The following is a 25,032-nucleotide window of genomic DNA, read 5'->3' on the forward strand; positions in this document are numbered from 1 at the left end:
CGGATTGAAATACTGATCCGTGTGCAGATGCCCCCCACCCGGCTCCGACAACGCCTGATGGAACCGGGTCAGCGGATCGTCCGTGTCCGTCGGATCCAGACACTCGCTCTGCCCCGGCAACTCCTCGATCTCCGCCCCCAGCAGCAGCAACAACTCCTTGATCTCCGGCACCCGCATCCGGTTCGTCACACTCTTGAACCGCAACCCGTACAACCCCGCCAGCAACGCCAGCGCCTTCGCCGTATTACCACTCGACAGCTCCACCACCGTCCCACCGCCCCCACCGGCCACCGCCGCCTCCAGATGCGGACGCGCCATGTGCCACGCCGGACGGTCCTTCACCGACCCGAACGGATTCAGCATCTCCAGCTTCGCGAACAAGTCGATGTGACGCAGCCCGTGCACAGCCGGATCGATCCGCACCAACGGCGTGTTCCCGATGGCGTCCGTGATGCTGTCGTACCTCATGACGGCACTCCCCCCTGCGACGGCTGTTCGGGAGTAGTCGTTTCCACGTACACCTGACGCTAAGCCTCATCCCGGTCCGGGCACCGGCCGCTCTGCCATGCTGGAGGCGTGCACGAGCCCGCCGCCATCACTCCCGACGCCCCCGTCACCGTCCCCCTCCCGCTGCTCACCCAGCAGTGGCGCGACCTCTGTTTTCTGCACTGGGCCGTCGAGCCTGATCTGGTGGCGCCGCTGCTGCCGCACGGGACGGTGCCCGACACCCACGACGGGGTGACCTACGCCGGTCTCGTCGCCTTCCGCATGCACCGGGTCGGCTGGCTCGGGCTGCCCGGCGTACCGTACCTGGGGTCGTTCCCGGAGACGAACGTACGGCTGTACTCGGTCGACGCCCACGGCCGGCGCGGGGTCGTCTTCCGGTCGATGGACGCCGCGCGGCTGCTGCCCGTGGTGATGGGCCGGGCCGGCTTCCGGCTGCCGTACCTGTGGTCCCGGATGCGGGTCCGCACCGCCGGCGACGTCGTCACGTACACCAGCGCGCGCCGCTGGCCGGGGCCGCGCGGCGCGTTCAGCCGTATCGCCGTACGGAAGGGCGAACGCGTCCAGGAGCCCACGGAGTTGGAGCACTTTCTCACCGCCCGCTGGGGCATGCACAACGCGTTCTTCCGCGGGGCGGCGTATCTGCCCAGCGTTCACCCCCGCTGGCCCCTGTACCGGGCCGAGTTGCTCAGGTGCGAGGAGAACCTGCTGACCGCGGGCGGCCTGCCGGCGCCCCAGGGGCCGCCGGTGAGTGTGCTGTACTCCCCCGGCGTACCGGTCCGCTTCGGCCGGCCGGCGCGGCCGGCGGGCATTCCCACGCCCTGAAGGGCGTCCGAGGTGTCCCGGGGCCGCCCGGCCGGCTCCAGGAACGCCGGTTCTCCCCGGCCGGCCCGCCGGTCACCACCCACCGCTCACCGCTCACCGCCCCCGTCGCCCTCGGCGCGCGGCATCCGCCCTACGCTGCCGCGCGGTTCGTCGGTGAGCCGCACCGTGGCCGTCGTCCTCTTGCCCACCGGTTCCCGGTACACCTCGAAGTCCTGCGAGACGGCCATCACGATCTCCAGTCCGTGCTGGCCGACCCGGCTCGGGTCGGCGGCCCGGGCCACCGGCAGGCCCGGGTCGCTGTCGCGGACCGTGATCTCCACCAGGCCGCCGATCAGTTCGAGGCCGACCACGGCCGGACCGGACGTGTGCTTGCAGGCGTTCGTCAGCAGTTCGCTGACCACCAGCTGCACCGCTTGCGCGGCACGGTCGGGCACCCGGTGCCCGTGGTCCTCCTCCAGCCGGGCCAGGAAGGCACGTGCCATCTCCCGCGCCCGCGCGATGTCGCCCGGCACACCCTCGTACGCCGCCGACATCCAGACCAGCCCGTCCTGGAATCGGTCGTCATTCTGGGCAGCCTCGTCCTGGAATCGGTCGTCATTCTGGGCAGCCTCGTCCTGGGCAGCTTTGTTCATCCGATCCGCCCGCTTCCTGAGCTCTGACCGCTACGGCAGCCGTCTACCCAGAAAAGTCCGGAACCATCAGCCCCAGGCCACCCCCGGTCATCCCCGTACGGAGCCGGAACCCCTCACTCGCCGGTCAGGAGGCCGCGCGTCCGGTCGGGCGTCCGGTCGGGCGGGGGCGTGCCGCCCGGGCGAGGTTGTTGTAGACGCGTCTGAGATGTTTGGCCGCGGGACAGGGCGCCGCGTCCACGCGGCACTGGCGGCAGGTGCGCTGATGGGTCTCGTACTCCTCGCGCGCCTGCTCGATCGGCTGGTTCAAGGACTGCATGCGGGACTCCTGGGGGAAAGGGAGACACCGCGGACCACACGCGACGGGACCTCGGGGGCCGCGGCAAGGGGGTGACGGCCTCGGAAGTTGCCTGAGGCTCTCACCTCGAATGATGATCTTGTTACTGCTGGTACGGCAAGGCACGGCCGGTCACATGGCGGTCACGACGCCGCAGCGGCACCGCCCGCCCCTCGACACCGGCTCGTTTCCCCTGGTCCGGCGCGGGAACCCGGGCCCCTCCACGAGGAAGGAGCCGTACCGTGAACCAGCCGCAGCACCCCACCCACCGGCATCCGCAGCCGGATTTCCCGGCCCAGGACCAGCCCCACCCCGGCTGGACGGGGCCCATGGACCCGCCGCCGGACCACGGTGAGGAGTCCTACCGGGGCAGCGGGCGGCTCGACGGCCGCAAGGCCGTGATCACCGGAGGGGACTCCGGGATCGGCCGGGCGGTGGCGCTGGCCTTCGCCCGCGAGGGGGCCGACGTGCTCTTCACCCACCTGGACGAGGAGAAGGACGACGCCGCGGAGACCGCCCGGTGGGTCGAGGACGCCGGGCGCCGCGCCGTCCCCGTCTCCTGCGACATCCGCGAGGAGGCCGAGTGCCGGTCCGTCGTGGACCGTGCCGTCGACGCGTTCGGCCGCATCGACATCCTGGTGAACAACGCGGCGTACCAGATGGCGCGGCCCGAGGGCATCGAGACGATCCCGACCGAGCAGTTCGACCGGGTGATGCGCACCAATCTCTACGGCATGTTCTGGCTGTCGAAGTTCGCGCTGCCGCACATCCCCGAGGGCGGCAGCATCATCAACTCCGCGTCGGTGCAGGCGTACAAGCCCAGTCCTCAGCTGCTCGACTACGCGATGACGAAGGGGGCCATCGTCACCTTCACCCAGGGGCTGGCCCAGATGGTGATCGACCGGGGTGTGCGGGTCAACGCCGTCGCCCCGGGACCGGTATGGACGCCGCTGATCCCCGCGACGCTGCCGGACACCGCCGAGTTCGGCAAGCAGGCCCCCATCGGCAGGCCGGCCCAGCCGGCCGAGATGGCGCCCGCCTACGTCTTCCTGGCCTCGCCGGAAGCGTCGTACATCACCGCCGAGATCGTGAACGCGACGGGCGGCACGCCGCTGCCGTGACCCGTCCGCGCGCGTCCGTCAGGCGGGCGCCTGCCCCTGGTCACCAGGGCGCCCGTTCCCCGGTGCCCCCGCGCCTGGCAGGATGGCGGTGATCACAGCGAGGCAAGGGGGGACGGCCGTGGCCGTACTGGTTCTGTCGGGAATACTCGCGCTCGTCGTCGCGGGCTGCGTCTGTGTCGTGTGGGCCGCGCGGGGCGGTCCGCGGTGGGCACGCGCGGTCGCCTCGGTGACCCTGGCGGCGGGTGAGCTGGTGCGGCACTCGGGCGGGACGAAGTCGGGCACGCAAGGCGACTCGGACGACTGACGGCTGACGGCTGACGGCTGACGGCCGGCCGCCCCCGTGCCGCTCCGGGCACGCCTCCGCTGGTGGTTCGCACGCGGCCGGGCCCGTCCGTGGCGGAGCGGTGCGGCGCGCCTGCCGCCGAGGACACCGGTCGGTCCGCAGCTCATCACTGCCGCACGCCGGTCCTGGTCCCCTCCTCCCCCCGCCGCGGTCCCGCCTCGGTGACGAGGTGGTCCGGTACGGCTTCGGGGTCGATCAGCCGGTTGAGCCGGCCGGGGACGTCGAAGCCGATCAGCAGGATCACCACCAGGGTCAGTCCGAAGGTGAGCACCGCGAGCGCCTGGCCCAGGGGCATCCCGGAGGCCAGCCGCGCGCCCAGCACCGGGGCCACCGCCCCGCCCAGCGCGCCCACGTTGTAGGTGAACCCCAGGGACGCGGCGCGCGTCTCGGTCGGGAAATGCCCGGCGATGTACTTGGGCAGCAGCCCGGAGATGCCCTGCATGCAGGCGAGCATCAGGAAGAGCAGCAGGCCCAGGACGAATGGGCTGTCCCGGACCGCGAAGACGGGGAACACGAACGCCGTCCCGGCCAGCAGCGTCCAGCCGTACGTCCTGCGGGTGCCGAACCGGTCGCCGAGGAAGCCGGCGGCGATGCAGCCGACCATGGTGCCGAACCCGGCGAAGTAGAGCGCGTCGCTGACCTGTTGCGGGGTGAAGCCGAGTTCGGTCTTGAGGTAGGTGGGCAGCAGGGCCTGCACCGGCCAGCTGTAGAGGAACGCGCAGAACACGGTGGCGCACAGCGCGACGAACAGCAGCCACCGCTTCCGTCCGCCCAGTTGCACGGCGAACGCGGTCAGACAGCCCGCGGCGACGACCGACAGCACGGGCACCAGGCCCGCCCCGACCGGGGTGAACACCGCGAAGAGCGACCCCGTGGCGACGGCCACCAGGACCGTGTTGACCGCGGCCCGGAGCCGCCCGGCGAACAGCGGCCGGAAGGGGTTCGGCCGCTCGGCGGCGGCCCCCACCCGCTCCTCCCAGTCGTCGGCCTCGGGCAGGGCCCGGCGCACCCACAGGGCGACGGCCACGGGCAGCAGGCCGATGTAGAACAGCCAGCGCCAGCCGTGGGCGGGCACCACGTGCTCGTATACCTCGGCGGCCAGGACCCCGCCCAGCGAGAAACCGGAGATCAGGAAGCCCGAGGCCCGGTTGCGCAGCCGGGCCGGCCAGCTCTCCAGGACGTAGGTGGCGCTGGCGCTGTACTCCCCCGCCATGCCCATGCCGATCAGCAGCCGGGCGGTGAACAGGCTGGTGTAGTCCCAGGCGAAGCCGCACGCGAAGGTGCCGACGGAGTACAGCAGGATGCTGGCCACCATGGCGCTCTTGCGGCCGAACCGGTCACCGAGGGCGCCGAGCAGCGCGCCGCCGAGCCAGCGGGTGATGAAGGCTCCGGAGACCAGACTCGCGGACTCCACGGCGCTCAGGCCGAAGTCGTCGGCGATCTCGGTCAGGACCAGGGTGATCAGGATGAAGTCGAAGCCGTCCAGGAGGTATCCGATCCAGGCGGCGAAGAAGGACTTCCACTTCTGCCGGGTGATCTCCCGGTACCAGGGAGCGGAAGCGGCGGGGGTACGCGCGGACTTCATGGCGGCTCCGATGCGGGGTCGGCGTCACAGGAGACCGGCGGCGACGAGGCAGGCGCGGACGCGGTCCACGGCCGGCTCGTCGAGCGGGACCTGCGGCGCGGCGGTGGCGGGGCAGTCGATGAGGCCGAGCAGGTGCGCCGCGGCCTTGAAGCCGCCGAGCGCGGAGGAACCGGCGCCCATCCGGGCCGGGTCGCCCGCCTCGGTGAGCGCGAACAGGGCGGCCAGCCGGTCCTGTTCGGCCCTGGCGCGGTCCCAGTCCCCGGCGGTGGCCGCCTCGTGGAGGCGTACGAAGCCGTGGGCGTCCACGTTGCCGAGGCCCGGCACCACACCGTCCGCGCCCGCCAGCAGGGCGCCGTCCGCGGTGAGTTCCGAGCCGGTGAGCACGGAGAAGCCGGGCGTGCGGCGGCGCGGGTCGAGCAGCAGCCGGCGCAGGGAGCCCTCGTCGCCGCTGGAGTCCTTGAGCCCGGCGAGGGTGCCGTCGGCGGCGAGGCCGAGCAGCACCTCGCGGGGCAGCTTGGTGTGGACGGCGACCGGGATGTCGTAGGCGAACAGCGGCCGGCCGGCGGCGGCGCGGACGCGCCGGAAGTGGCCGGCGATCTCGGCGGGGTGGGTGCGGGCGTAGAAGGGGGCCGTGGCGACCAGCGCGTCGGCGCCCGCCCGGACGGCGTCGGCGGCCCGGTCCAGCACCCGGGGGGTGGTCGTCTCGATGACCCCGGCGAGCACGGGGACACGTCCCGCCACGGCGTCCACGCCCGTCTCCAGGACGGTACGCCGCTGGGCGTCCGTGAGGTAGGCGGCCTCACCGCTGGAACCGAGCAGGAACACGCCGTGCACCCCGGCCCCGATCAGGTGACCGACGAGCCGGCGCAGCGAGGCGGTGTCCACCTCTCCCGTCGGGGTCAGCGGGGTGAGGACCGGGGGGATGACGCCTCGCAGGGGCGCGGGAAGAGGCATGGGTGCTCCAGGTCGCACATATCCCCACGAAGGGGACGTAGGACGTCCTACGTCCTGTAGAGTCAGACACGGCCCAGCAGCGATGTCAAGCGTGGAGAGGGGGCGGCGGATGCCGTCGGTCGCCGCCAGCGCCGAGGAGAAGATCAAGGAGCTGATCGTGGAGCGGGGCCTCGGCCCGGGCGATCCGCTGCCCACCGAGCCCGAGCTGATGGAACGGTTCCGGATCAGCCGCAACTCCCTGCGCGAGGCGCTGAAGTCCCTCCAGGCGATGCACATCGTCGAGATCCGGCGCGGCTTCGGCACCTACGTCGGGCCCATGTCACTGGACCCGCTGATCGAGGCGCTGGCGTTCCGCACGGTGGTGGGGCACCGGCGCGGCCGGGGCAGCCTCCTCGAACTGCTGCAGCTGCGCGAGGCCCTGGAGGCCGGGCTCATGTACCGGCTGGCGGGCCGGGTGCCCGAGGCGGATCTCGCCGAGCTGGACGCGCTGGTGGCGACGATGCACACGGAGGTGCGCGACGCCGGGGAGATCGCGGCCCGCACCGACCGCGCCTTCCACCGCGTACTGCACCGCTGCCTCGGCAACGAGCTGCTCAGCGAGCTGCTCGACGCGTTCTGGAGCGCGTTCCACCAGGTGCGCGCCCAGGGCCTGGGCACGGCCGCCGACGGCGCCGAGCTGGCCCGGATGCACGCCCGGATCGTGGACGCCGTCCGGGCGGGCGACGCGGAGGCCGCGGAGCGGGCCGTGCACCGCCATTTCGACGACATCCGCCGCCGCCTGTCGCCCCACTGAGCGGCCCCCCGCCGCGCACCGCTGTGCGTCACCCCCCGCGCACGCGCCCTCGCGCGTCACCCCGCCGCCAGGGCCAGCTCCCGTTCCACGACCGTCCGCAGGTCGCGCGGAGGCCGCCCGGTGACCCGGCGGACGGTGTCCGTGACGCGGTCCTCGGCGCCCTCGGCGATCGCCCGGTCCATACCGGCCAGCAGTGCGGCGAACCCCGGCGTGGTGAGCGGCGCGAGGCGGTCCCGCTGCTCCTCGTAGGTCAGCCGACGGTGGGTCACGGGGCGCCCGGTGACCTCGGTGAGGACGGCGGCGACCTCGTCGTGGCTGAGCGCCCGCGGGCCGGTGAGCACCAGGTCGGTGCCGGGGACGCGCTCGTCGGTCAGGGCGTGGACGGCCACGGCGGCGATGTCGTCGGCGTCGACGAAACCGACCCGGCCCGATCCGGCGGCGGTCAGGATGGTGCCGTCGGCCCGGATACTGGCGGCATGGGCGTGGTCCCCGGTGAAGTTCTGCATGAACCAGGAGGGCCGCAGCACCGCCCACTGTTCGATCAGCCCGGGCAGCGCCCGGTGCACCTCCCCCACCGTAGGGCCGCCCGCCTCGACGGCCGAGGAACTGAGCAGCACCGCGCGGCGCACACCGGCGGCGCGGGCCCGTTCCAGGAACGGCAGCATGACCGCGGCCGGGTCCGGGTCGCCCACGGGCGGCACGAGGTAGACCCGGTCGGTGCCCGTGACCGCCGCGTCGTGGGTGGCGGCGTCGTACCAGTCGAAGCGGACCGGGTCCGCGCCCGGCACCCGGGCGGCGCGGCGGCCGGCGGCTCGCACCCGGTGCCCGGCGGCGACGAGCCGTGCGGCGACGCGGCTTCCGGTGGTGCCGGTGGCGCCGATGACGAGCGTGGTTCCGGTGGCGTTCATCGGGCGGCCCCGGCGAAGTCCATGCCCGGCTGCTGGACGGCGAGCGGGTTCCAGTAGTCGCGGTACATGACGAACCGCCCGTCGCGGACCGTCACGACGGCGACGTACGTCATCTCGAACGGGGCACCGGTCCGCACCAGGCGGCCCACCCCGCGCATCTCGACCACGATCGTGTCGGGTTCGGCGGTCCGGTGGACGCGCACGTCGGGGAAGTCGCGCAGGTCGATGTGGTCGGGGTAGTGGCGCATGTACGCGGCGACGGCCTCCTTGCCCTCCAGTCGGCGGGGCCGGCCCTCGGGCGCGAACGGGAACTCCAGGACGCCGTCCTCGGCCCACAGGCCGGTCCAGCCGGCGATGTCCTTGTCCAGCAGCAGCCGCAGGCTGTGCCGGTAGAGGTCGGCGGGTGACATGGGTGCTGACGTGGATGCCGACATGGGTGTGCTCTGCTCCGTCCCCTAGGATAAGAATGCGGACCCGAGGTCCGCTTTGAATATACGGACCGTCGGTCCGCTTTTCAAGGGAGGAGCCGCGTGGCAGAGCGCAAACCCCGCAAGGACGCCGAACGCAACCGTGCCGCCGTCCTGGCCGCCGCCGACGAGCTGTTCGCCCGCTGCGCCCGCCCGGAGGACGTCACCATGGCCGACGTCGCGGCGGCGGCCGGGGTCGGCAAGGGCACTCTCTTCCGCGCCTACGGCGACCGGACGGGACTGATCCGCGCCCTGTACGCGGCGCGACTCGAACCCGTCGCGCGGGCCGTCGAGGAGGGCCCGCCGCCGCTGGGCCCCGCCACCGACCCGCGGCTGCGCGTCCCCGCCCTGCTGGACGCGCTGCTGTGCTTCAAGCTCGACCACCGCCATCTCGCCCTGGCCTTGGAGGGCGACAGCGGTGACAGCCCCTACCGGGCGGAGCACTACGGGTACTGGCACAGCCTGCTGAAGACCGTGCTGGACCGGGTGCCCGGCTTCGACGACGACGGTTTCGCCGCCCACGCGCTGCTCGCCGCCGTCCGCGCGGACCTCGTGGAACACCTGGCGGACGGGGGAATTCCCCGCGAGGAGCTGCGCGCGCGGCTGGCGCGGTACGTCGCACGCGTCCTCGGCTCCTCCGCCCCGACGGGGGCGGAGGACGGGGCGGCGCGGTGAACCGACAGGCCCGTCCGGCCCGCCGGACGGCGGGGCGGACGGGCCTGTCGGACCGGCGGGCCGGTGTTCAGTCGCGGTCGACGTGCTCGCGCAGGATCTCTCCGTTGCCCGCGTCGACCTCGTAGGTCGTCTTGTTCCAGTTGTCGGTGGTGACGACGTCGACGGACCAGATCAGCTTCTGGTCGTCGTTCTCGTCGAGCTTGACGGCGGTGACGGTGCCGTCGGTCTTGTCGGTGGCCGCCTTCGCGGCCTGCTCCGCGGTCTGGTCGGCCTGGCTCAGCCGGTCGGCGATCTCGCTCTTGTCGTCCGCGCTCTGGTCGGTGTCGGCCTCGGAGCGGAACACCTTGCCGGTGACGGCGTCGATGCCGACCTCGCGGACGGTGCCGTCGGACGCGGCCACCTTGGCGACCCAGACCGGGGCACCCTTCGACGGGGCGGGGGCCGGGCTGGCCGTCGCACCGGGCGAGGCGGAAGTGGCCGTCGCACCGGGCGAGGCGGAAGTGGCCGACGGACTCTCGCCCGAGGCGCTGTCCAGTTCGATCTCGGTGAGCTTGCCGCCGGAGACCTCCTTGACGGCGGTGTCGGCCGCCTGGTCCCAGGCCACCTCGACCTGAGGCACCAGCGCCTTGCGTTCGGCCTGGTCCTCGGTGAGGGACGAGGTGGCGGTGCCGGTCGGGGAACCCGACGGCGAGGTCGTGACACCGGGGCTGCCGGTGCCGGCGGACGGGCTGGTCGGGGCCGCGGCGGCCACGTCGGCACGCGTCGTTTCCGCGCCGGCGCAGGCGGTCAGCAACAGGGCGGACGTTCCCAGGGCACAGAACGCGGCCGCCGTACGGGGGGAGAGAAGACGTCGCACAGAACTCATGTGATTTTCGGTATCACCAGCGGCGTCCCGTCACGCCGAAGGACACCGGAAACCACCTCAATGGCGGACGACACACCCTCCCGGGACGTCTATCCGGCCCAGGAGCAGGCCCAGGCGGACTTCCCCTGGATGTCGGCCAGCCGCTCGGCCACGGCGATCTGCTCGGACCGGCTGGCGAGATCGGCGCGCGGCGCGTACTTGAGCCCGCCGGCCGCCGCCCAGCTGGACTGCTTGAACTGGAGCCCGCCGTAGTGGCCGTTGCCGGTGTTGGCCTTCCAGTCGCCGCTGGACTCGCACGCGGCGATGGCGTCCCAGTCGGTGCCGCGCGAGCCGAGGGTGCCGGTCACGGCCGTCGCGGCGGCCGTCGGGGCGGCCAGCGCGGCGGCCGTCGTCAGCGTGACCAGGACGCACCGGGCACCGCGCAGGACGACGGGACCGTGTGTCATCTCATCGTTTCGTGACAACATCATGCACGGACTGTTACACGACGCGACCGCCGAGTGCGGGACGACGCTCTGTGACCGTACGCCGGCCGGGTCGCTGGAACGCCGACTCGGGGGAACCCTGATGCGCATGAGCAAGACAGCGCTGGTCGTCATCGACATGATCAACACCTACGACCACAAGGACGCCGATCAGCTGATCCCCTCGGCCGCGTCCGTGGTGCCCGTCGTGACCGGTCTGCTCCGGCGGGCCCGGGCCGCGGAAGCACCCGTGATCTACGTCAACGACAACTTCGGCGAGTGGCGGTCGCACCACGGCGAACTCCTCGACAAGGCCCTCGCCGGACCCCACGCCGACCTCGTGGAACCGCTGCGCCCCGACGACGCGTCCCTCTTCGTGGTCAAGGCCCGGCACTCGATCTTCTTCGAGACCCCGCTCACCTACCTGGTGCAGCAACTGGGCATCGGAGAGCTGGTCCTGTGCGGCCAGGTCACCGAGCAGTGCGTCCTCTACTCCGCCCTCGACGCGCACATCCGCCACCTGGACGTCGTCGTCCCCCGCGACGCCGTCGCCCACATCCACCAGGACCTCGCGGACGCCGCCCTGCGCATGATGGAGCGCAACATGGGGGCACGGGTGTGCGACAGCCGGGAGCTGTGGGCGTAGCGGCTGCCGCTTCCTGGACAGTTCGGCCGGCGCCGAAACGCCGGCCGGTTAGTGTACCCGCCATGTACATGGTTCCGGACGACACCGCAGCCGCCGTATGACGCCCCTGGAGATGGCCGGCGTACTGGCCTCCGGGGTGCTGGCGGGCGCCCTGAACGCCGTCGTCGGCTCCGGCACGCTCGTCACCTTCCCCGCCCTGCTCGCCGTCGGCCTGCCGCCGGTCACCGCCACCGTCTCCAACGCGCTGGGGCTGGTCCCCGGTTCGGTCGGCGCCTGCGTCGGCTACCGCCGCGAGCTGACCGGGCAGCGCGGACGCGTCGTACGGCTGCTGGCCGCCGCCCTGCCGGGCGGTCTGGTCGGCGCCACGCTGCTGCTGGCCCTGCCGTCGTCGGCGTTCGACGCGATCGTGCCGGTCCTGGTGGGGCTGGCGCTGCTGCTGGTCGCGTTGCAGCCGCTGACCGGGAAGTGGGTGCGGGGGCGCGCCCGGGACGGTGGTGCCGCACACCGCGACGGCGGGCCAGCGCTGTACGGCGGTCTGGCGCTGACCAGCGTCTACGGCGGCTACTTCTCCGCCGCGCAGGGCACCCTCTACCTGTCGCTGATGGGCCTGTGCCTCGATGAGCGGCTCCAGCGCCTCAACGCCTTCAAGAACGTGCTGGTGGCCGGCGTCAACACGGTCGCCGCGCTGTTCTTCCTCTTCGCCGCGGAGTTCGACTGGACGGCGGTCGGGCTGGTCGCGCTGGGCTCGGCGTTCGGCGGGCGGTTCGGCGCGGGGGTGGGGCACCGGCTGCGTCCCGGCGTCCTGCGCGCCGTGATCCTGATCTGGGGCGCCGTCGCCCTGGCCCATCTGCTGCTGCGCTGACCCGCCGGACCGGGCGCGGTCACGGGGTCACGATCGCGAACCGCGGATCGGGCCGCTCCAGGAGCCCGCCGAACGTGACCAGCGCGCCCACGTCGCCCGTCACGGCGATCCGCCCGGCCCCGATCGCGTCGGCGAAGGTGGTCCGGCGGCCGACCACCTCGTCCAGTACGGGACGCTCCAGGCGCAGGGTGACGTCCGGGGCCTCGCCGCGGGGCGCGTCGCCCGGCACGGGAGTGAGCGCGCCGTTGGACAGCAGCAGTGTCCAGATCTCCGGCCGCTCCTCCCCCTGCCGGGTGATCTCCCAGCGCAGCAGCAGCCGGCCGGCCTCGGCGGCGCGGGGGCCGTGCAGCCGTACGGCCATCGACCGGAAGATCTGCTCGGCGGTCAGCGCGGCGACGAGATCGGGGGCACCCCGGCCGGCCCCGCCCCGGACGCCGTCGCGCAGTTCGGCGGCGCCGGTCAGGTAGAAGTTGCGCCAGGGACCGCACTCGCTGCCGTGACCGAGCCGCTCGAAGGTGTCCGCCTGGAGGGCACGGGCCCCGGCGTGGTCCGGGTCGGCGAACAGGACGTGGTTCAGCACCTCCGCGGCCCAGCGCAGGTCGCCCTCCTCGTACGACGTCCGCGCCTTGGCGACCACGGCGTCCGCGCCGCCCATGAACGCGACGTAGCGCAGGGCCGCTTCGCGCGGCGGGTGCTGCCACAGGTGGGCCGGGTTGCCGTCGAACCAGCCCATGTACCGCTGGTAGACGGCCTTGGCGTTGTGGCTGAGGGAGCCGTAGTACCCGCCGATGTGGGCGGCGTTCTCCAGGGCGGGCGGGAAGCGGAGTTCCTCGGCGATCTCGGCGCCGGTGTACCCGGCGTTGATCAGCCGGACGCACTGGTCGTGCAGGTAGGCGTAGGCGTCGCGCTGTTCCTCCAGGAACCGTACGGCGCGGTCCTGGCCCCAGGTGGGCCAGTGGTGGGAGGCGAAGACGGTGTCGGTGTCGTCGGCGAACAGGCGCAGCGTCTCGGTGAGGTAGCGGGCCCAGGCGCTGGGGTCGCGGACCAGGGCGCCGCGCAGGGTGAGCACGTTGTGCAGGGTGTGGCAGGCGTTCTCGGCCACGCAGAGCAGGCGCAGGGCGGGGAAGTGGATGTTCATCTCCGCCGGGGCCTCGGTGCCGGGCGTGAGCTGGAAGACCATGCGGATGCCGTCGACGGTCTCGCGCTGGCCGGTCGAGTGGATGTCGACGGTGGGGGCGATGAGGCCGACGCTGCCCCGGGAGGTGGTCTGGCCGAGGCCGCAGCCGATCTGTCCGGCCGGGCCGGTGGGCAGCGCGGTGCCGTACATGTAGGCGGAGCGACGGGTCATCGCGGGGCCGGTGATGACGTTCTCGCCGGCCGCGTGCTCCAGGAAGCCGGCGGGCGCGAGCACGGGGAGGCGGCCGGCGGCGGCGTCGGCCGGGTCGGCGACGCCGCGGACGCCGCCGAAGTGGTCGACGTGCGAGTGGGTGTAGAGGACGCCGGTGACCGGGCGGTCGCCCCGGTGCTCCCGGTACAGGGCGAGGGCGGCGGCGGCCACCTCGGCGCTGATCAGCGGGTCGATGACGAGAACGCCCCGGTCGCCCTCGACGAAGGTGACGTTGGACAGGTCCAGGCCGCGGACCTGGTACACGCCGGGCACCACCTCGTACAGGCCCTGCCGGGCGGTGAGCCGGCTCTGCCGCCACAGCGCGGGGTGGGCGGTGGGCGGACAGTCGGCGTCCAGGAAGCCATAGGCGTCCGCGTCCCAGACGGTACGGCCGTCCGCGTCGCGTACGACACCGGGGGTCAGGCGGGCGATGAAGCCCCGGTCGGCGTCTTCGGGGAGGTGCATGAGGGGTCCTCAGTGGTGCCGGGGAATGGTCAGGTCAGGGTGGCCAGCCCGCGGGCGATGCCGTTGCGCTGGATCTCGGAGGTGCCGGTCAGGATGCGGAACATGCGCGTCTTGCGGAACAGGTACTCGATCTCGTGGCCCTGGGTCAGCCCCTCCTTGCCGTGGATCTGCACGGCCTGGTCGAGGATGCGGAAGACCGCCTCGGCGACGAACAGCTTGCACAGGAAGGCTTCGGTGCGCACGTCCTCGCCCCGGTCCAGGGCGGCCAGCGCGGCGTAGGTCATGGAGCGGGCGGCGTACAGGTCGGCGGCCATGTCGGCCAGCTTGTGCTGGATGGCCTGGAGCGCCATCAGGGGCTGCCCGCCGACGGTGCGGGTGAGGGCGCGGTCGCGGCTGAGGTGCAGGGCGCGGCGGGCGGCTCCGATGGCGCTCGGGCAGTGCAGGAGGCGGTTGACGGTGACCCGGCCGAGCGCGATGCGCAGGCCCCGGCCCTCCTCGCCGAGCAGGTTGGCGGCCGGGACCCGGCAGTCCTCCAGGACGATGTCGCTCTCGATGTGCTCGCCCGACATGGGCGTGGCGCCGTCGGTGACGCGGCAGCCGGGGCTGTCCAGGTCGACGAAGAAGGCGGAGTAGGTGTCCTCGGTGTCCGCCATCCGGGCGACCACGATGGCGAAGTCCGCGAAGGGACCGGCGGAGCTGAACACCTTGTGCCCGGTGAGCCGGTAGGAGTCGCCGTCCCGCACGGCGGTGGTGCGCATGGCGCGCACGTCGGAGCCCGCGTCGGTCTCGGTGAGGGAGAAGCAGCAGGCGCGTTCGCCGCGGACCAGCGGCAGCAGGTAGGTGTCGCGCTGGTGGCCGGTGGCGTGGCGGAGGATGTCGCCGGCCCGCAGCGGGCCGCCCATGTCGCCGAGGACGCTGTGGCCGAGGACCCGGCCGCTCGCCCCGACCTCTTCCTTCAGCGTGGCGAGCTGGGTGTGGGTCAGGCCCTGGCCGCCGTACTCCTCGGGGAGGTGGATGCCGTAGAAGCCCAGCTCGCGGCTGCGCTTCCAGACCGGTTCCAGGTCGGCGCGGGTGAGGCGGGAGTCGTGGGTGAAGCCGTTGTCCTGTTCGTAGGCGGCGAGTTCGCCGTCCAGGTAGCCGCGGAGGCGCTCGACGAGGGCGGCGAGGTGCGGGTCGTCGGGGACGGGGCGGAAGGAGAAGGTCATGGTGCGGGCTCCGGGTTGCCGAAGGGGTGTCCGAGGAGGTGGCGGAGGAGGTGTCCGGGGGGGTCAGTGCACGCGGCGGTCGGTGTGCGCCCAGTACGGTTCGCGGACCGCCTTGCGGTCGAGCTTGCCGTTGCGGTTGTGGGGCAGTTCGGGGACGAAGTCGACCGAGCGGGGCTTCTTGAAGCGGTCCAGGCGCGCGGCGCAGAAGTCGGTGATCTCCTCGGCGGTGACGGCGGTGTCCGGGCGGGTCACCACCACGGCCTTGACCGCCTCGCCCCACTTCTCGTCCGGTACGCCGACGACGCACACCTCCCGCACGGCGGGGTGCTCGTACAGGACGGTCTCCACCTCGGTGCTGTAGATGTTGAAACCACCCGAGATGATCATGTCCTTCTTGCGGTCGACGAGGAACAAGTAGCCGTCCTCGCGCATCCAGGCCAGGTCGCCGGTGTGCACCCAGCCGTCGCGGAAGGTCTGCGCGGACAGCTCGGGGGCCTTCCAGTAGCGGCTGACGCAGTCCGGGCCGCGCACGATGATCTCGCCGACCTCGCGGGGCGGGAGGGTGCGGCTCTGCTCGTCCACGACCCGGACCTCGGTGTCGTAGGCGGCCCGGCCGCAGGACTGGAGGAGTTCGGGGTCCGCGGCGACGGCGCGGGCGATGTCGGCGCTGGAGAGGCCGGCCACCACGCTGGTCGTCTCGGCGAGTCCGTAGCCCTGGGCGACCACCGGGCCGAAGAGGGCCACGGCGTCGCGCAGCCGCTGCGGGGAGACGGGGGCGCCGCCGATCCGGACGCTGCGCAGGCTGGACAGGTCCCGGTCGGCGGCACCGGGGTGGGCGAGGACGGCGTTGAGCATGGCCGGGACGAGGAAGGTGGCGGTGATCCGCTCGCGCTCCACGGTGTCCAGGAACGCCTCGGCGCTCCAGGCGGGCAGCACATGGGTGGTGGAGCCGCCGAAGACGCCGGCCAGCAGCACCATGCCGGTGGCGTGGGTGATGGGGCCGCAGGCCAGGTAGCGGGTGTCGGGACGGGGGCGGGACTCGTCGTTCATCAGCGTCTTGCGCATGTTGGCGAGCCGGTTGCCGACGGTCTGCACGGCGGCCTTCAGCGAACCGGTCGACCCCGAGGTGAAGTTGAGGACGGCGGGCGCGTCCTCGTGGGTGTCCACGGCGACGGGTGCGGTGTCCCCTTCGGCGAGCAGCTCGTCGTAGGCGAGCGCCTCTTCGGGTACGGCGTCCAGGGCGACCGGCAGGCAGTCGGTGCCGGCCGCCGCGATGGCCGCCAGGGCGTCCGCGCGGTGCGCCTCGTCGAAGATCAGGGCGCGTACGGGAGCGTCGCGCAGGATGTGCTCGATCTCGCCGCGGCCGAGCCGGGCGTTGACCGGGACGCGGACCACGCCGGCCTTGTAGAGGGCGAACTCGGCCTCGACCAGCTCGCCCCGGTTCCAGGCAAGGGAGGCGACGGCGTCCTCGGGGCCGATGCCGCGGCGGACCAGCGCGGAGGCGAGCCGGTTGGCGCGCTCCTCCAGCCGGGCGTAGGTCCAGGTCCGGTCGCCGCAGACCAGGGCGGAGCGGTCCGGCCAGTGGCGGGCGCTGCGCGTGAGGTAGATGCCGAGGTTCACCGAGCACTCCTGAATGACGTGACTGAACGACGCTACTGAATCTGGTGACTGTTTCCAGACAGGCTGTTCGATAACGCATGGACTGTCAAGGCTTCCGTACACTGACCGGATGGCCGAGGACAGACGCATCCGCAAGACTCGTCGGGCACTGCGCGACGCCCTGGTGGAACTGGTACGGGAGCGGGGGTTCACGGCGCTGAGCGTCGAGGACATCACCCAGCGCGCGGACGTGGCGCGCGCGACCTTCTACAGCCACTTCCGCGACAAGGACGAGCTGTTCGCCCGGGTCACCCGCGACCTGCTGGACGAACTCGACGAGCGGCTGCGCCCCGCGGTGGCCAGGAGCGCCGTCGGCTTCACCGGCGAGCCGGTGCTGCGGATGCTGGAGCACGCCCGCGAGGAGCGGGACCTGTACCGGATCGTGCTGCGCGGCGAGGGGGACGGCAAGCCGCTGCGCATGTTCACCGAGGCGTGCGCCCGGGTCGCCGCCGAGGAGTTCCGGGAGCGCTCCGAACGCAACGCGGTCGAGCCGCGGATCGACGCCGGACTGCTGGCCCGGGCCTGGGTCGGCGAGCAGGTGGCGGTGCTCCAGTGGTGGGTCGAGCACGAGGTGGCGCCCATGCCCGCCGAGGAGGTCGTGCGGATGCTGCTCGACCTCGCGCTGCGCGGCCGCTACTGGGCCACCGGCTTCGACCGGCCGGCCTGACGGCGCTTCAGTCCTCTCCGCCCAGCGCCCGTGCGTCCCGCGCGGGCCGGACGGTGACCGCCGCGATCGCGCCGCACACGGCGAGCACCAGCGCGGAGACCCAGAAGGCCGCCGAGTACCCGGCGGCCTCGGTGGCGGCGCCGTCCACCAGCCGTCCGGTGAGGTAGGGCACGAACATGCCCGGCAGGGTGCCGGTCGCCGCGACGACTCCGAAGACGGCCCCGCGCCGGGCGGCGGGGACGACGGCGGCCGTGGTGACGTAGTGCAGCGGCAGGGCGACGGAGTGGCAGGCGAACGCCAGTGCCACCAGTACCAGTTGGAGCGGCCGGGAGGGCGCGAACGGCAGCAGGGCGAGCGCCGCGGCCGACACCAGGACCGCCCCGCCCTGGGCCAGTCCGTCGGCGGCCGGTCCGCAGCGGCCCCGCCGCCCGCGCCGGTCCATCAGTGCGGGAACGGTCAGCAGCAGCACCAGGCTGAGCACGGAGACGGCGCTGACCATGCCGGACGCCCGTTTCGCGGTCATGTCCAGTTCGGTGTGGAGATAGACGGGCAGCCAGGCGCTGGAGAGGGCGAGCGCCCAGTGCGAGCCGAAGGCGCTCAGGACGCCTCCGACGACCGTGCGGCTGCGCAGCAGGCGGGACAGCGACGGCGGCGGCACGGCGGCGCCGGGTTTCCCGGCCGCCACGGGCGCCCGCGCGTCCCGGCCGCCGTAGGGCCCGTCCCGGCCCACCAGGTACCACAGGGCGCACCACGCGGCGCTGGTGACCGTCAGGGCGACGAACGCCGAGCGCCACCCGAAGTCCACGATGAGCCAGGTCAGGATGGGCGCCGAGACGGCCGTGCCGAGGGCCGCGCCGCCGATCTGGAGGGCCGAGGGCATCCCGCGCCGGCCCGGCGGGAACCACGCGTACAGGGCGTGCATCGACATGGAGGCGGCGGGCCCCTCGGCGGCGCCGAGCAGCAGCCGGCCCGCGATCAGGGCCGGTACCGAGGCCAGCAGCGCGGGCAGTTGGGCCACCGCCCACAGGGCCGCCATGACGAGCAGCAGGGTACGCGCCGACCACCTGGCCGACAGCAGTCCGACGACCAGGCCGGTCACGCTGAACAGGACGTAGAACGCGCTGGAGACCAGCCCGTAGGTGCTCTTGCCGATGCCGAGTTCGTCCATGAGCGGCACGGCGGCCAGGCCCAGGACGGACTTGTCGGCGTAGTTGATCATCATGAAGACGACGACCATGCCGAGGACGAGCCAGGAGCGGCGGCGGTCGAAGGGGGGATCGTCCACCGGGCCCGGGCCGGCGGACGTGCGGGAGGGAAGGGGGCGGACGACCACGGCGACTCCACGGCGAGTTTCCGAACTGCTTGTTCAATAACTTGCTACTGGTCCGGCAACGTAGTTCCGGTGGCGGCCGGGGTCAACGGTCCTGACAGGGTCTGGTGGTCCGGCCCGGCCGTGCCGGATGCTGGGGGGCAGGCGACGAGGCACGGGGAGGTGCCGGTGGGCGACGGCGAAGGGACCGCGCAACGGTCCGCGCGGAAGGTCGACCGGGGGCGGGAACGGCCGGGGTGCCCGGTCAGCCGGGCGGCCGACGGCACATGGCAGGTGCACGACTACGAGGTGGCGCGGGCGCTGCTGCGCGGTCCGGGCACCGTGCAGGCCGGCCTCGGCATCGAGACGGTGGAGAAGCTGCCGCCGCGCGTGCGCCGGCCCGTGCTCTACCGGGACGGTCCCGAGCACCGCGAGCACCGCCGGCAGACCGCGCGGTTCTTCACCCCGCGCCGGGTGGACGAGCACTACCGGGACCTGATGGTGCGGATCGCCGAGGAGCAGGTGGGCAAGGTCCGCGCGGCCGGCGAGGCCCCGCTGGGCGACCTCGCGTTCGAGCTGTCCATCGGGGTGGTCGGCGAGGTGATCGGGCTGCGATACGGGCGGCCGGGGATGCGCCGGAGGCTGGAGCGGTTCTTCCCCGCGGAGTTCGGGCAGCCCGGCCTGACCAGCCCGCACGGCCTCTACTGGCTGGTGCGGCAGAACGTCAACTGGCTGCGCGTCCACCTCGCCGACGTCCACCCCGCCATCCGCGCCCACCGGCGCCGCCGGCACGACGACCTGATCTCCCATCTGATCGACGAGGGCTGCTCGGACGCGGAAATCCTCGGCGAGTGCCTGACCTTCGCGGCGGCCGGGATGGTCACCACCCGGGAGTTCATCTGCCTGGCCGCCTGGCACCTGTTCACCGACGACGCGCTGATGGACCGCTACCGCGCGGCGGACGAGGCCGGGCGCCTGGCCGTCCTGGAGGAACTGCTGCGGCTGGAGCCGGTGGTGGCACGGCTGCGCCGCCGTGCCACCCGCGCCCTCGACCTGCGCACACCGCACGGGCCGGCCGCCACCGTACGGGCCGGGGAGTACGTGGAACTGTTCCTGGACGACACCAACACCGACCCGTGCGCGGTGGGCGGCGACCCGCTGCTCGTGCGGCCGGGCCGGGCGGGGGACTTCGGCCCGGGGCGGGCGGGGCTGTCCTTCGGCGACGGACCGCACCGCTGTCCGGGCGCGCACATCGCGGTCCTGGAGACGGATGTCTTCCTCAGCCGTCTGACCGCTGTCGACGGCATCCGGATGGTCACGCCGCCGCGGGTCGCCTTCCGGGACGCGATCGGCGGGTACGAGATCCGCGGGCTGACGGTCGCGGTGGACCGATGACCGTCGTCGGAGCGTCGGCCAGGGCTCGCACCTGCATCTCCCCGCGGGGAGCGGGGCGTCTTGGCCTTGGACCACCAACGCGCGGAGCGGACACCCGGTGGTGCGGCGTCCTGTCCGGAACCGGCATCGACCCCGCTCAGGAGGCCCCGCACTTCCACGGCCACCGGCACCTCTCTAGCGTGAACCCATGCACAACGAAACGATCCCCGAGCACCCGGCCGCCGGCCGGCTGCTGCGCGAACTGCCGGCCGGACGGGTCCTGACCGACCCGGACGCCACCGCCCGGTACGCCCACGACGAGGCCGAATGGGCGCCGCACGGCAGGCCGCTGGCGGTGGTCCGCCCGCACACCGCCGAGGAGGTGCGGCAGGCGGTCCGGATCTGCCGGGACCACGGCGTGCCGGTGGTGACCCGCGGCGCGGGCACCGGCCTGTCGGGCGGCGCCAACGCGGTGGACGGGTGTGTGGTGCTGACCACCGAGGCGATGACCGCCATCAAGGAAGTCGACCCCGTCGAGCGGCTCGCCGTGGTCGAGCCCGGCGTCGTCAACGAGACCCTGCGCGCGGCCTGCGCCGAGCAGGGCCTGTGGTACCCGCCGGACCCGGCCAGCGCCCCCTGGTCGACCATCGGCGGCAACGTCGCCACCAACGCGGGCGGCCTGTGCTGTGTGAAGTACGGGGTGACCCGTGACTACGTGCTCGGGCTGCAGTTCGTCACGGCCGGCGGCGACCTGGTCCGGGTCGGCCGCCGCACCGCCAAGGGCGTCGCCGGGTACGACCTGACGAGCCTGATGGTGGGGTCCGAGGGCACCCTCGGGGTGATCACCGAGGTGACCGTGCGGCTGCGTCCGCGACGGGAACCCGAGCACACCGTCGCCGGTTACTTCTCCTCGATCGTGGACGCCGGGCGGGCCGTCGCCGCCGTGGCCGCCGCGGGACTGACCCCGTCCGCCCTGGAACTCGTCGACCGGCACTGTCTGGCGGCGGTCGACGCCTGGAAGCACATGGGGCTGTCCACGGAGGCCGAGGTCGTGCTGCTGGGCCGTACCGACGCCCCGGGTCCGGCCGGTGAGCGCGAGGCCGAGGAGATGCGGCGCTGCTTCGAGCAGGGCGGGGCGACCTACGCGGTCCGCTCCACCGACCAGACCGAGGCGGACGCCCTGTTCGACGCCCGGCGGCTGGCCTACCCGGCGCTGGAGCGGCTCGGGCCGGTGCTCACCGAGGACATCTGCGTGCCCAAGGCCGCGGTGCCCGAGATGCTGGGCCGCATCCACGCCATCGGCGAGCGGCACGACACGCTGATCGCCAACATCGCCCACGCCGGCGACGGCAATCTGCACCCCCTGCTGATCACCCCGCCCGGCGACGAGGCGGCCCGGGCGCGTGCCCAGGCCGCCTTCCACGAGATCATCGCGCAGGCCCTGGAACTGGGCGGCACGGTCACCGGCGAACACGGTGTGGGGCTGCTCAAGCGGGACGGGCTGAGCGCCGAACTGGGACCGGAGGTGCTGGCCCTGAACCGGGCCGTCAAGGACGCCCTGGACCCGCACCACCTGTTCAACCCCGGCAAGGTCGTCGCCTACGCCACCTGAGGGGCGCGGCGCGCAGGTGGCGGCGCGGCCGTCCCTTGCCGCGCCGCCACACCCCTGCACCTTCCCGCGGGATGCGGGTGCCCACCGCGCGCCCGGGCACACCCCTCTTCCCGAGCGACTCCGTCAGATGGCGGAGCGGAAGGTCCAGTGCCCGGAGCCCACCTCGTACACCGCCTCCGCGCCCCCGGCCCGCAGCAGCCGTGCCCCGCGCGGGGCGACGGGCCGGGTGCCGTCCGTCGGGACGTGGACCTCGGCGGTGCTGCCCGCCGGGACGTCGACGCTCAGCCGGAAGTGCCCGTCCTGCCGCTCCCAGGAGGTACGGGCGGTGCCGTACGGCGTCCGGTAGGAGCCGGACGCCGAGGTCAGGTCGCCCTCCACGGCCGGGTCGATCAGCAGCTCGGAGTAGCCGACGGAGTCCGCGGTCTGGTCCAGGCCGGCGACCCGGGTGGTGAACCAGGAGTCGATCGCGCCGAGCATGAAGTGGTTCTGCGACTGGCCGGGACCGCCGTCCCAGGACTCGCCGAGCGTGGTGTTGCCGGCCAGCACCTGGTAGCCGTAGCTGGGACTGGTGGTCTGCGTGGCGATCTTGTGCACGATGTCGTCGCGCCCGGCACCCGACAGCACGCGGAACGCGCTGGGCAGGGAGATCTCCCCCAGCAGCAGGTGGTGTCCGGCGTCCTCTACCGCCCCGGTGAAGTGGTCCAGCAGCCGCTGCCGCTCCCCCGCCGGGTAGGCGCCCATGTCCAGCGCCAGCGCCTCGGCGCCCTGGCCCCCGCCGCCGAAGGTGCCGGTGGCGGTGTCGTAGTACTTCGCGGCGAGCGCCTGGGCACTGGCGTCGGCCTTCGCCCGGTACGCGGTGGCCGCGTCCTCGTCGCCGAGCACCGACGAGATCCTGCTCAGGGCGTCGGTGACCCGCCAGTAGCCGTAGGTGCCGGCCACCGCGCGCGGGAAGGTCCGGTCGGGCGTGAACCAGTCCCCGAGCCCGTAGTCGAGGATGCCGTCGGCCACCTGGGTCTCCAGGAAGGCCGCGTACTCCTTCATCCGCGGGTAGTACGTCTCCAGCGTCTCCCTGTCGCCGTAGGTGGTGTACAGCTGCCAGGGGACGAGGACGAAGGCGCCGCCCCAGTTGGAGTCGTTGCGGTAGGCGCCGGGGAGGCTGGTGTACTCCGGGACGGTGCTCGGGACCAGGCCCTCCGCGGTCTGCGCGTCGGCCATGTCACGGACGATCTTGCGCAGGTAGGACCGCATGTCGTAGTTGCCGGCGAGGGCCGGGAAGACGAGCTGGTTCTGTTCCAGCCAGCCCAGTTTCTCGCGGCTGGGGCAGTCGGTGAGGACGCTCATCATGTTGCCCTGGATCGCCCCGCGGATCAGCGAGTGGATGCCGTCGATGAGCGGGTCCGAGCTGTCGAAGCTCCCGGCGGAGGCGTTGTCGGTGCGCAGCACCTTGCCGCGTACGGTGATCTCCGCGTCCTCGGGGACGCCCTTCAGCTCCAGGTAGCGGAAGCCGTGGTAGCTGAAGCGGGGGTGCCAGGTCTCGTCCCGGCCGCCGCCGGTGGTGTAGCTGTCCCACAGGGGGGCGCCGACGTTGGAGATGGACTGGAAGGCGTGGCCGTTCTTGAGGGACTCCGCCGGGTAGGCGCGGACGGTGGTGCCCTCGGGGGCGGTGATGGTGATCTCGGGCCAGCCGGCGATGTTGCGGCCGAGGTCGAAGACGCGGCTGCCGTCGGCGCCCTCGACCTCCTTGCCCGTGAGGGTCTCCACGACGCGGACCGGTTCGGTCTCGCGGGCGCTGAGTTCGGCGGGCTGGGCGGCGGAGCCGGGGGCACCGACGGAGACGGCGTGCTCCCACGTCCGGCGGTCGCCGCCGGGCTCGTCCCAGCTCGGGATCTCCCGGCGGGCGTCGTAGTCCTCGCCGCCGTACCAGTGGGAGGAGGTGGTGGGGCCGAGCGCGGTGCGCCAGTCGTCGCCGCTGGTGACAGTGCGGGTGGAGCCGTCGGCCAGGGTGACCTCCAGGCGGGCGATCAGCTTGGGGTCGCTGAGGTTGCCGTACAGCTTGCGGTAGCGGTCGGCGGTGCTGATCACGTTGGACATGCCGTTGCCGAGGGCGACACCGAGGGTGTTGGCGCCCTTCCTGAGCCGGTCGGTCACGTCGTAGGTGGCGTACTGGACGCGCTCGCCGTAGGTGGTGTTGGCGGGTTCGAGGACGGCGTCGCCGACCGGTTCGCCGTTGACGGTGGCGTCGTAGACGCCGAGGCCCGCGATGTAGAGGCGGGCGCTGCGGACCTTCTTGTTCGCCGGGAGGGCGAAGTCGTCGGTGAGGAGGGGGAGTCCGGAGGGCAGGTACGGCTCGGGCGGCTTCTGGCCGGTGACGCGGGCGAGTTCGGTGAAGGCGCCGGTCGCGTCGTCGCCGCCCGACACCGTGTAGTCGACGGGGAAGTGCGGGACGCGGCCGTCGTCGGTGAGGACGTCGGCCCGGGGGTGGAGCACCACCTCGTCGAAGGTCTTCGCGGACTTCAGGTCGAGGGTGAGGGTGACGGGCGCGGCGGAGACGTCCGGGCCGGTGTGGGCGGCGCTGGAGTAGCCGGCGGCGGTCTGCAGGGCGCTGTTGGGCAGTCCGTCGACGGCGAGCGCGGGTTCCCAGGTCTTGCGGACCGTGTGGGACTCGGAGGCGGTGACGGTGGCGCCCTTGGCGAGGCCGGTGGCGGAGGTGGCGGTGTCCCGGACGTCGATCTCGCCGAGTTGCAGGCGCCAGGTCCGGTCGGGGAAGTTCTCGGCGAGGGGCAGGCCGAGCCGGGTGACGTCCAGGCGGACGTAACGGGCGGTGGTGCGGGGCACCTTGACGACGACCGGGGTGATGGTGCGCTTGCTCAGCCGCCAGTCGGGATGGGTGATCCAGTCGGCTCCCCAGTCCGACTGCCGGGTCAGGCCGGTCTCGAAGACGGCGGTGTCGCTCCAGCCGGAGGCGGCGTTGCCGCGCTGCGACCAGAGCTTGACCCGCCAGTAGACACGGGTGCGGGAGCCCAGTCCCTTGCCGGCGTACGTCGTCCCGGGCGCCGACGAGCGCACCTTGCCGGAGTCCCACAGGTCGGGCCGGCCGCTGCGCAGGCGCTGCGGGGAGGTGGCCGCCTGGACACGGTAGGCGGACTGGAGGACGCCCGGGACACGGGCGGTGGTCTCCCAGCTGAGGTCGGGGGTGGTGTCGTCGATACCGAGGGCCTGCTGGAGGTACTGGGCGCGCGGGTGGACGGGGCTGATGGCGGCAGCGGTCGCGGCGCCCGCGGCGGTGGCGCCGGCCAGCACGGTGACGAGGGCGGTCGCGGCGGCGGTCACGGCGAGCGCGGGGCGGGGTCCGGGCATGGGGTTCCTCTCGGCGTGC

General features: G+C 73.1%; 24 protein-coding genes. 10 read left to right on the plus strand and 14 right to left on the minus strand.

Annotated features, from left to right (window positions below):
- Nucleotides 1-468, minus strand: a 468-nt coding sequence (locus tag ACIQR3_RS17015) for a pyridoxal-phosphate dependent enzyme (RefSeq protein ID WP_403539301.1), incomplete at its 3' end; no start/stop codon positions are given.
- A 108-nt stretch (nt 469-576) separates the two neighbouring features.
- On the opposite strand from ACIQR3_RS17015, the gene ACIQR3_RS17020 reads away from it, so the two are divergent.
- Nucleotides 577-1,329 carry a YqjF family protein gene (locus ACIQR3_RS17020; RefSeq protein WP_403539303.1) on the plus strand — a complete coding sequence of 251 codons (753 nt, stop codon included), beginning with the start codon at nt 577-579 and terminating at the stop codon, nt 1,327-1,329.
- Between the two features lie 86 nt (nt 1,330-1,415).
- Here the strand turns inward: ACIQR3_RS17020 and ACIQR3_RS17025 are convergent, their stop codons facing one another.
- Together ACIQR3_RS17025 and ACIQR3_RS17030 are read right to left on the minus strand one after the other, a co-directional pair.
- The gene (locus ACIQR3_RS17025) at nt 1,416-1,961 is read right to left on the minus strand and encodes an ATP-binding protein (protein ID WP_403539305.1); all 546 of its coding nucleotides are present in this window, start codon (nt 1,959-1,961) and stop codon (nt 1,416-1,418) included.
- Nucleotides 1,962-2,085: 124 nt separating this feature from the next.
- Nucleotides 2,086-2,277: a hypothetical protein gene (locus tag ACIQR3_RS17030; protein WP_403539308.1), complete on the minus strand. Its 192-nt coding sequence runs from the start codon at nt 2,275-2,277 to the stop codon at nt 2,086-2,088.
- A 260-nt stretch (nt 2,278-2,537) separates the two neighbouring features.
- Here ACIQR3_RS17030 and ACIQR3_RS17035 point away from each other — a divergent pair, with 260 nt between their 5' ends.
- Together ACIQR3_RS17035 and ACIQR3_RS17040 are read left to right on the plus strand one after the other, a co-directional pair.
- Nucleotides 2,538-3,416: an SDR family oxidoreductase gene (locus ACIQR3_RS17035; RefSeq protein WP_403539311.1), complete on the plus strand. Its 879-nt coding sequence runs from the start codon at nt 2,538-2,540 to the stop codon at nt 3,414-3,416.
- Nucleotides 3,417-3,534: 118 nt separating this feature from the next.
- Complete coding sequence (locus tag ACIQR3_RS17040) at nt 3,535-3,720, plus strand: hypothetical protein (RefSeq protein WP_403539314.1); 186 nt, start codon at nt 3,535-3,537, stop codon at nt 3,718-3,720.
- A 145-nt stretch (nt 3,721-3,865) separates the two neighbouring features.
- Here ACIQR3_RS17040 and ACIQR3_RS17045 read toward each other — a convergent pair whose 3' ends face one another.
- Nucleotides 3,866-5,344, minus strand: a complete 1,479-nt coding sequence (locus tag ACIQR3_RS17045) for a sialate:H+ symport family MFS transporter (protein ID WP_403539315.1) — start codon at nt 5,342-5,344, stop codon at nt 3,866-3,868.
- A 24-nt stretch (nt 5,345-5,368) separates the two neighbouring features.
- Nucleotides 5,369-6,298: a dihydrodipicolinate synthase family protein gene (locus ACIQR3_RS17050; protein ID WP_403539318.1), complete on the minus strand. Its 930-nt coding sequence runs from the start codon at nt 6,296-6,298 to the stop codon at nt 5,369-5,371.
- 109 nt (nt 6,299-6,407) lie between these two features.
- Here ACIQR3_RS17050 and ACIQR3_RS17055 point away from each other — a divergent pair, with 109 nt between their 5' ends.
- Nucleotides 6,408-7,091, plus strand: coding sequence for a FadR/GntR family transcriptional regulator (locus ACIQR3_RS17055; protein WP_403539321.1), 684 nt, complete (start codon nt 6,408-6,410; stop codon nt 7,089-7,091).
- A gap of 56 nt (nt 7,092-7,147) precedes the next feature.
- Here ACIQR3_RS17055 and ACIQR3_RS17060 read toward each other — a convergent pair whose 3' ends face one another.
- Complete coding sequence (locus ACIQR3_RS17060; protein ID WP_403539322.1) at nt 7,148-7,999, minus strand: NAD(P)H-binding protein; 852 nt, start codon at nt 7,997-7,999, stop codon at nt 7,148-7,150.
- Nucleotides 7,996-8,409, minus strand: coding sequence for a nuclear transport factor 2 family protein (locus ACIQR3_RS17065; protein ID WP_403539325.1), 414 nt, complete (start codon nt 8,407-8,409; stop codon nt 7,996-7,998). The genes ACIQR3_RS17060 and ACIQR3_RS17065 overlap by 4 nt, the downstream gene beginning before the upstream one ends.
- A gap of 120 nt (nt 8,410-8,529) precedes the next feature.
- On the opposite strand from ACIQR3_RS17065, the gene ACIQR3_RS17070 reads away from it, so the two are divergent.
- Nucleotides 8,530-9,141 carry a TetR/AcrR family transcriptional regulator gene (locus ACIQR3_RS17070; RefSeq protein ID WP_403539327.1) on the plus strand — a complete coding sequence of 204 codons (612 nt, stop codon included), beginning with the start codon at nt 8,530-8,532 and terminating at the stop codon, nt 9,139-9,141.
- A gap of 67 nt (nt 9,142-9,208) precedes the next feature.
- Here ACIQR3_RS17070 and ACIQR3_RS17075 read toward each other — a convergent pair whose 3' ends face one another.
- The gene (locus ACIQR3_RS17075; RefSeq protein WP_403539330.1) at nt 9,209-10,006 is read right to left on the minus strand and encodes a PepSY domain-containing protein; all 798 of its coding nucleotides are present in this window, start codon (nt 10,004-10,006) and stop codon (nt 9,209-9,211) included.
- 89 nt (nt 10,007-10,095) lie between these two features.
- A complete protein-coding gene (locus tag ACIQR3_RS17080) occupies nt 10,096-10,452 on the minus strand; it encodes a transglycosylase family protein (protein ID WP_403539332.1) in 357 nt (118 codons plus the stop codon).
- Between the two features lie 127 nt (nt 10,453-10,579).
- Here ACIQR3_RS17080 and ACIQR3_RS17085 point away from each other — a divergent pair, with 127 nt between their 5' ends.
- Entirely contained in the window at nt 10,580-11,116 is a 537-nt protein-coding gene (locus ACIQR3_RS17085; protein WP_403539335.1) for an isochorismatase family cysteine hydrolase, read from the plus strand.
- Between the two features lie 97 nt (nt 11,117-11,213).
- Nucleotides 11,214-11,978, plus strand: a complete 765-nt coding sequence (locus tag ACIQR3_RS17090; RefSeq protein ID WP_403539336.1) for a sulfite exporter TauE/SafE family protein — start codon at nt 11,214-11,216, stop codon at nt 11,976-11,978.
- Nucleotides 11,979-11,997: 19 nt separating this feature from the next.
- Here ACIQR3_RS17090 and ACIQR3_RS17095 read toward each other — a convergent pair whose 3' ends face one another.
- The 3 genes from ACIQR3_RS17095 to ACIQR3_RS17105 all read right to left on the minus strand — a co-directional run bounded on the left by ACIQR3_RS17095 (nt 11,998) and on the right by ACIQR3_RS17105 (nt 16,655).
- Nucleotides 11,998-13,830 carry an alkyl/aryl-sulfatase gene (locus tag ACIQR3_RS17095; protein WP_403539337.1) on the minus strand — a complete coding sequence of 611 codons (1,833 nt, stop codon included), beginning with the start codon at nt 13,828-13,830 and terminating at the stop codon, nt 11,998-12,000.
- A gap of 29 nt (nt 13,831-13,859) precedes the next feature.
- Nucleotides 13,860-15,035 carry an acyl-CoA dehydrogenase family protein gene (locus ACIQR3_RS17100; RefSeq protein WP_403539340.1) on the minus strand — a complete coding sequence of 392 codons (1,176 nt, stop codon included), beginning with the start codon at nt 15,033-15,035 and terminating at the stop codon, nt 13,860-13,862.
- Between the two features lie 63 nt (nt 15,036-15,098).
- Nucleotides 15,099-16,655 carry a class I adenylate-forming enzyme family protein gene (locus ACIQR3_RS17105; protein WP_403539342.1) on the minus strand — a complete coding sequence of 519 codons (1,557 nt, stop codon included), beginning with the start codon at nt 16,653-16,655 and terminating at the stop codon, nt 15,099-15,101.
- 109 nt (nt 16,656-16,764) lie between these two features.
- Between ACIQR3_RS17105 and ACIQR3_RS17110 the strand changes: the two genes are divergently transcribed.
- A complete protein-coding gene (locus ACIQR3_RS17110; protein WP_403539345.1) occupies nt 16,765-17,361 on the plus strand; it encodes a TetR/AcrR family transcriptional regulator in 597 nt (198 codons plus the stop codon).
- Nucleotides 17,362-17,368: 7 nt separating this feature from the next.
- Here ACIQR3_RS17110 and ACIQR3_RS17115 read toward each other — a convergent pair whose 3' ends face one another.
- On the minus strand, nt 17,369-18,694 hold the full coding sequence (locus ACIQR3_RS17115; protein WP_403539348.1) for an MFS transporter: 1,326 nt from the start codon (nt 18,692-18,694) through the stop codon (nt 17,369-17,371).
- Between the two features lie 165 nt (nt 18,695-18,859).
- Here ACIQR3_RS17115 and ACIQR3_RS17120 point away from each other — a divergent pair, with 165 nt between their 5' ends.
- Nucleotides 18,860-20,065: a cytochrome P450 gene (locus ACIQR3_RS17120; RefSeq protein WP_403539350.1), complete on the plus strand. Its 1,206-nt coding sequence runs from the start codon at nt 18,860-18,862 to the stop codon at nt 20,063-20,065.
- 187 nt (nt 20,066-20,252) lie between these two features.
- Nucleotides 20,253-21,656 (plus strand): FAD-binding oxidoreductase, encoded by a 1,404-nt coding sequence (locus ACIQR3_RS17125; RefSeq protein ID WP_403539352.1) that lies wholly within the window; start codon nt 20,253-20,255, stop codon nt 21,654-21,656.
- A gap of 123 nt (nt 21,657-21,779) precedes the next feature.
- On the opposite strand, the gene ACIQR3_RS17130 is transcribed toward ACIQR3_RS17125, so the two are convergent.
- Nucleotides 21,780-25,013 (minus strand): family 78 glycoside hydrolase catalytic domain, encoded by a 3,234-nt coding sequence (locus ACIQR3_RS17130; protein WP_403539354.1) that lies wholly within the window; start codon nt 25,011-25,013, stop codon nt 21,780-21,782.
- Nucleotides 25,014-25,032 lie beyond the last annotated feature (19 nt).

Origin of the sequence: Streptomyces sp. NPDC090994, assembly GCF_044768905.1 — a bacterium.
GTDB lineage: Bacteria > Actinomycetota > Actinomycetes > Streptomycetales > Streptomycetaceae > Streptomyces.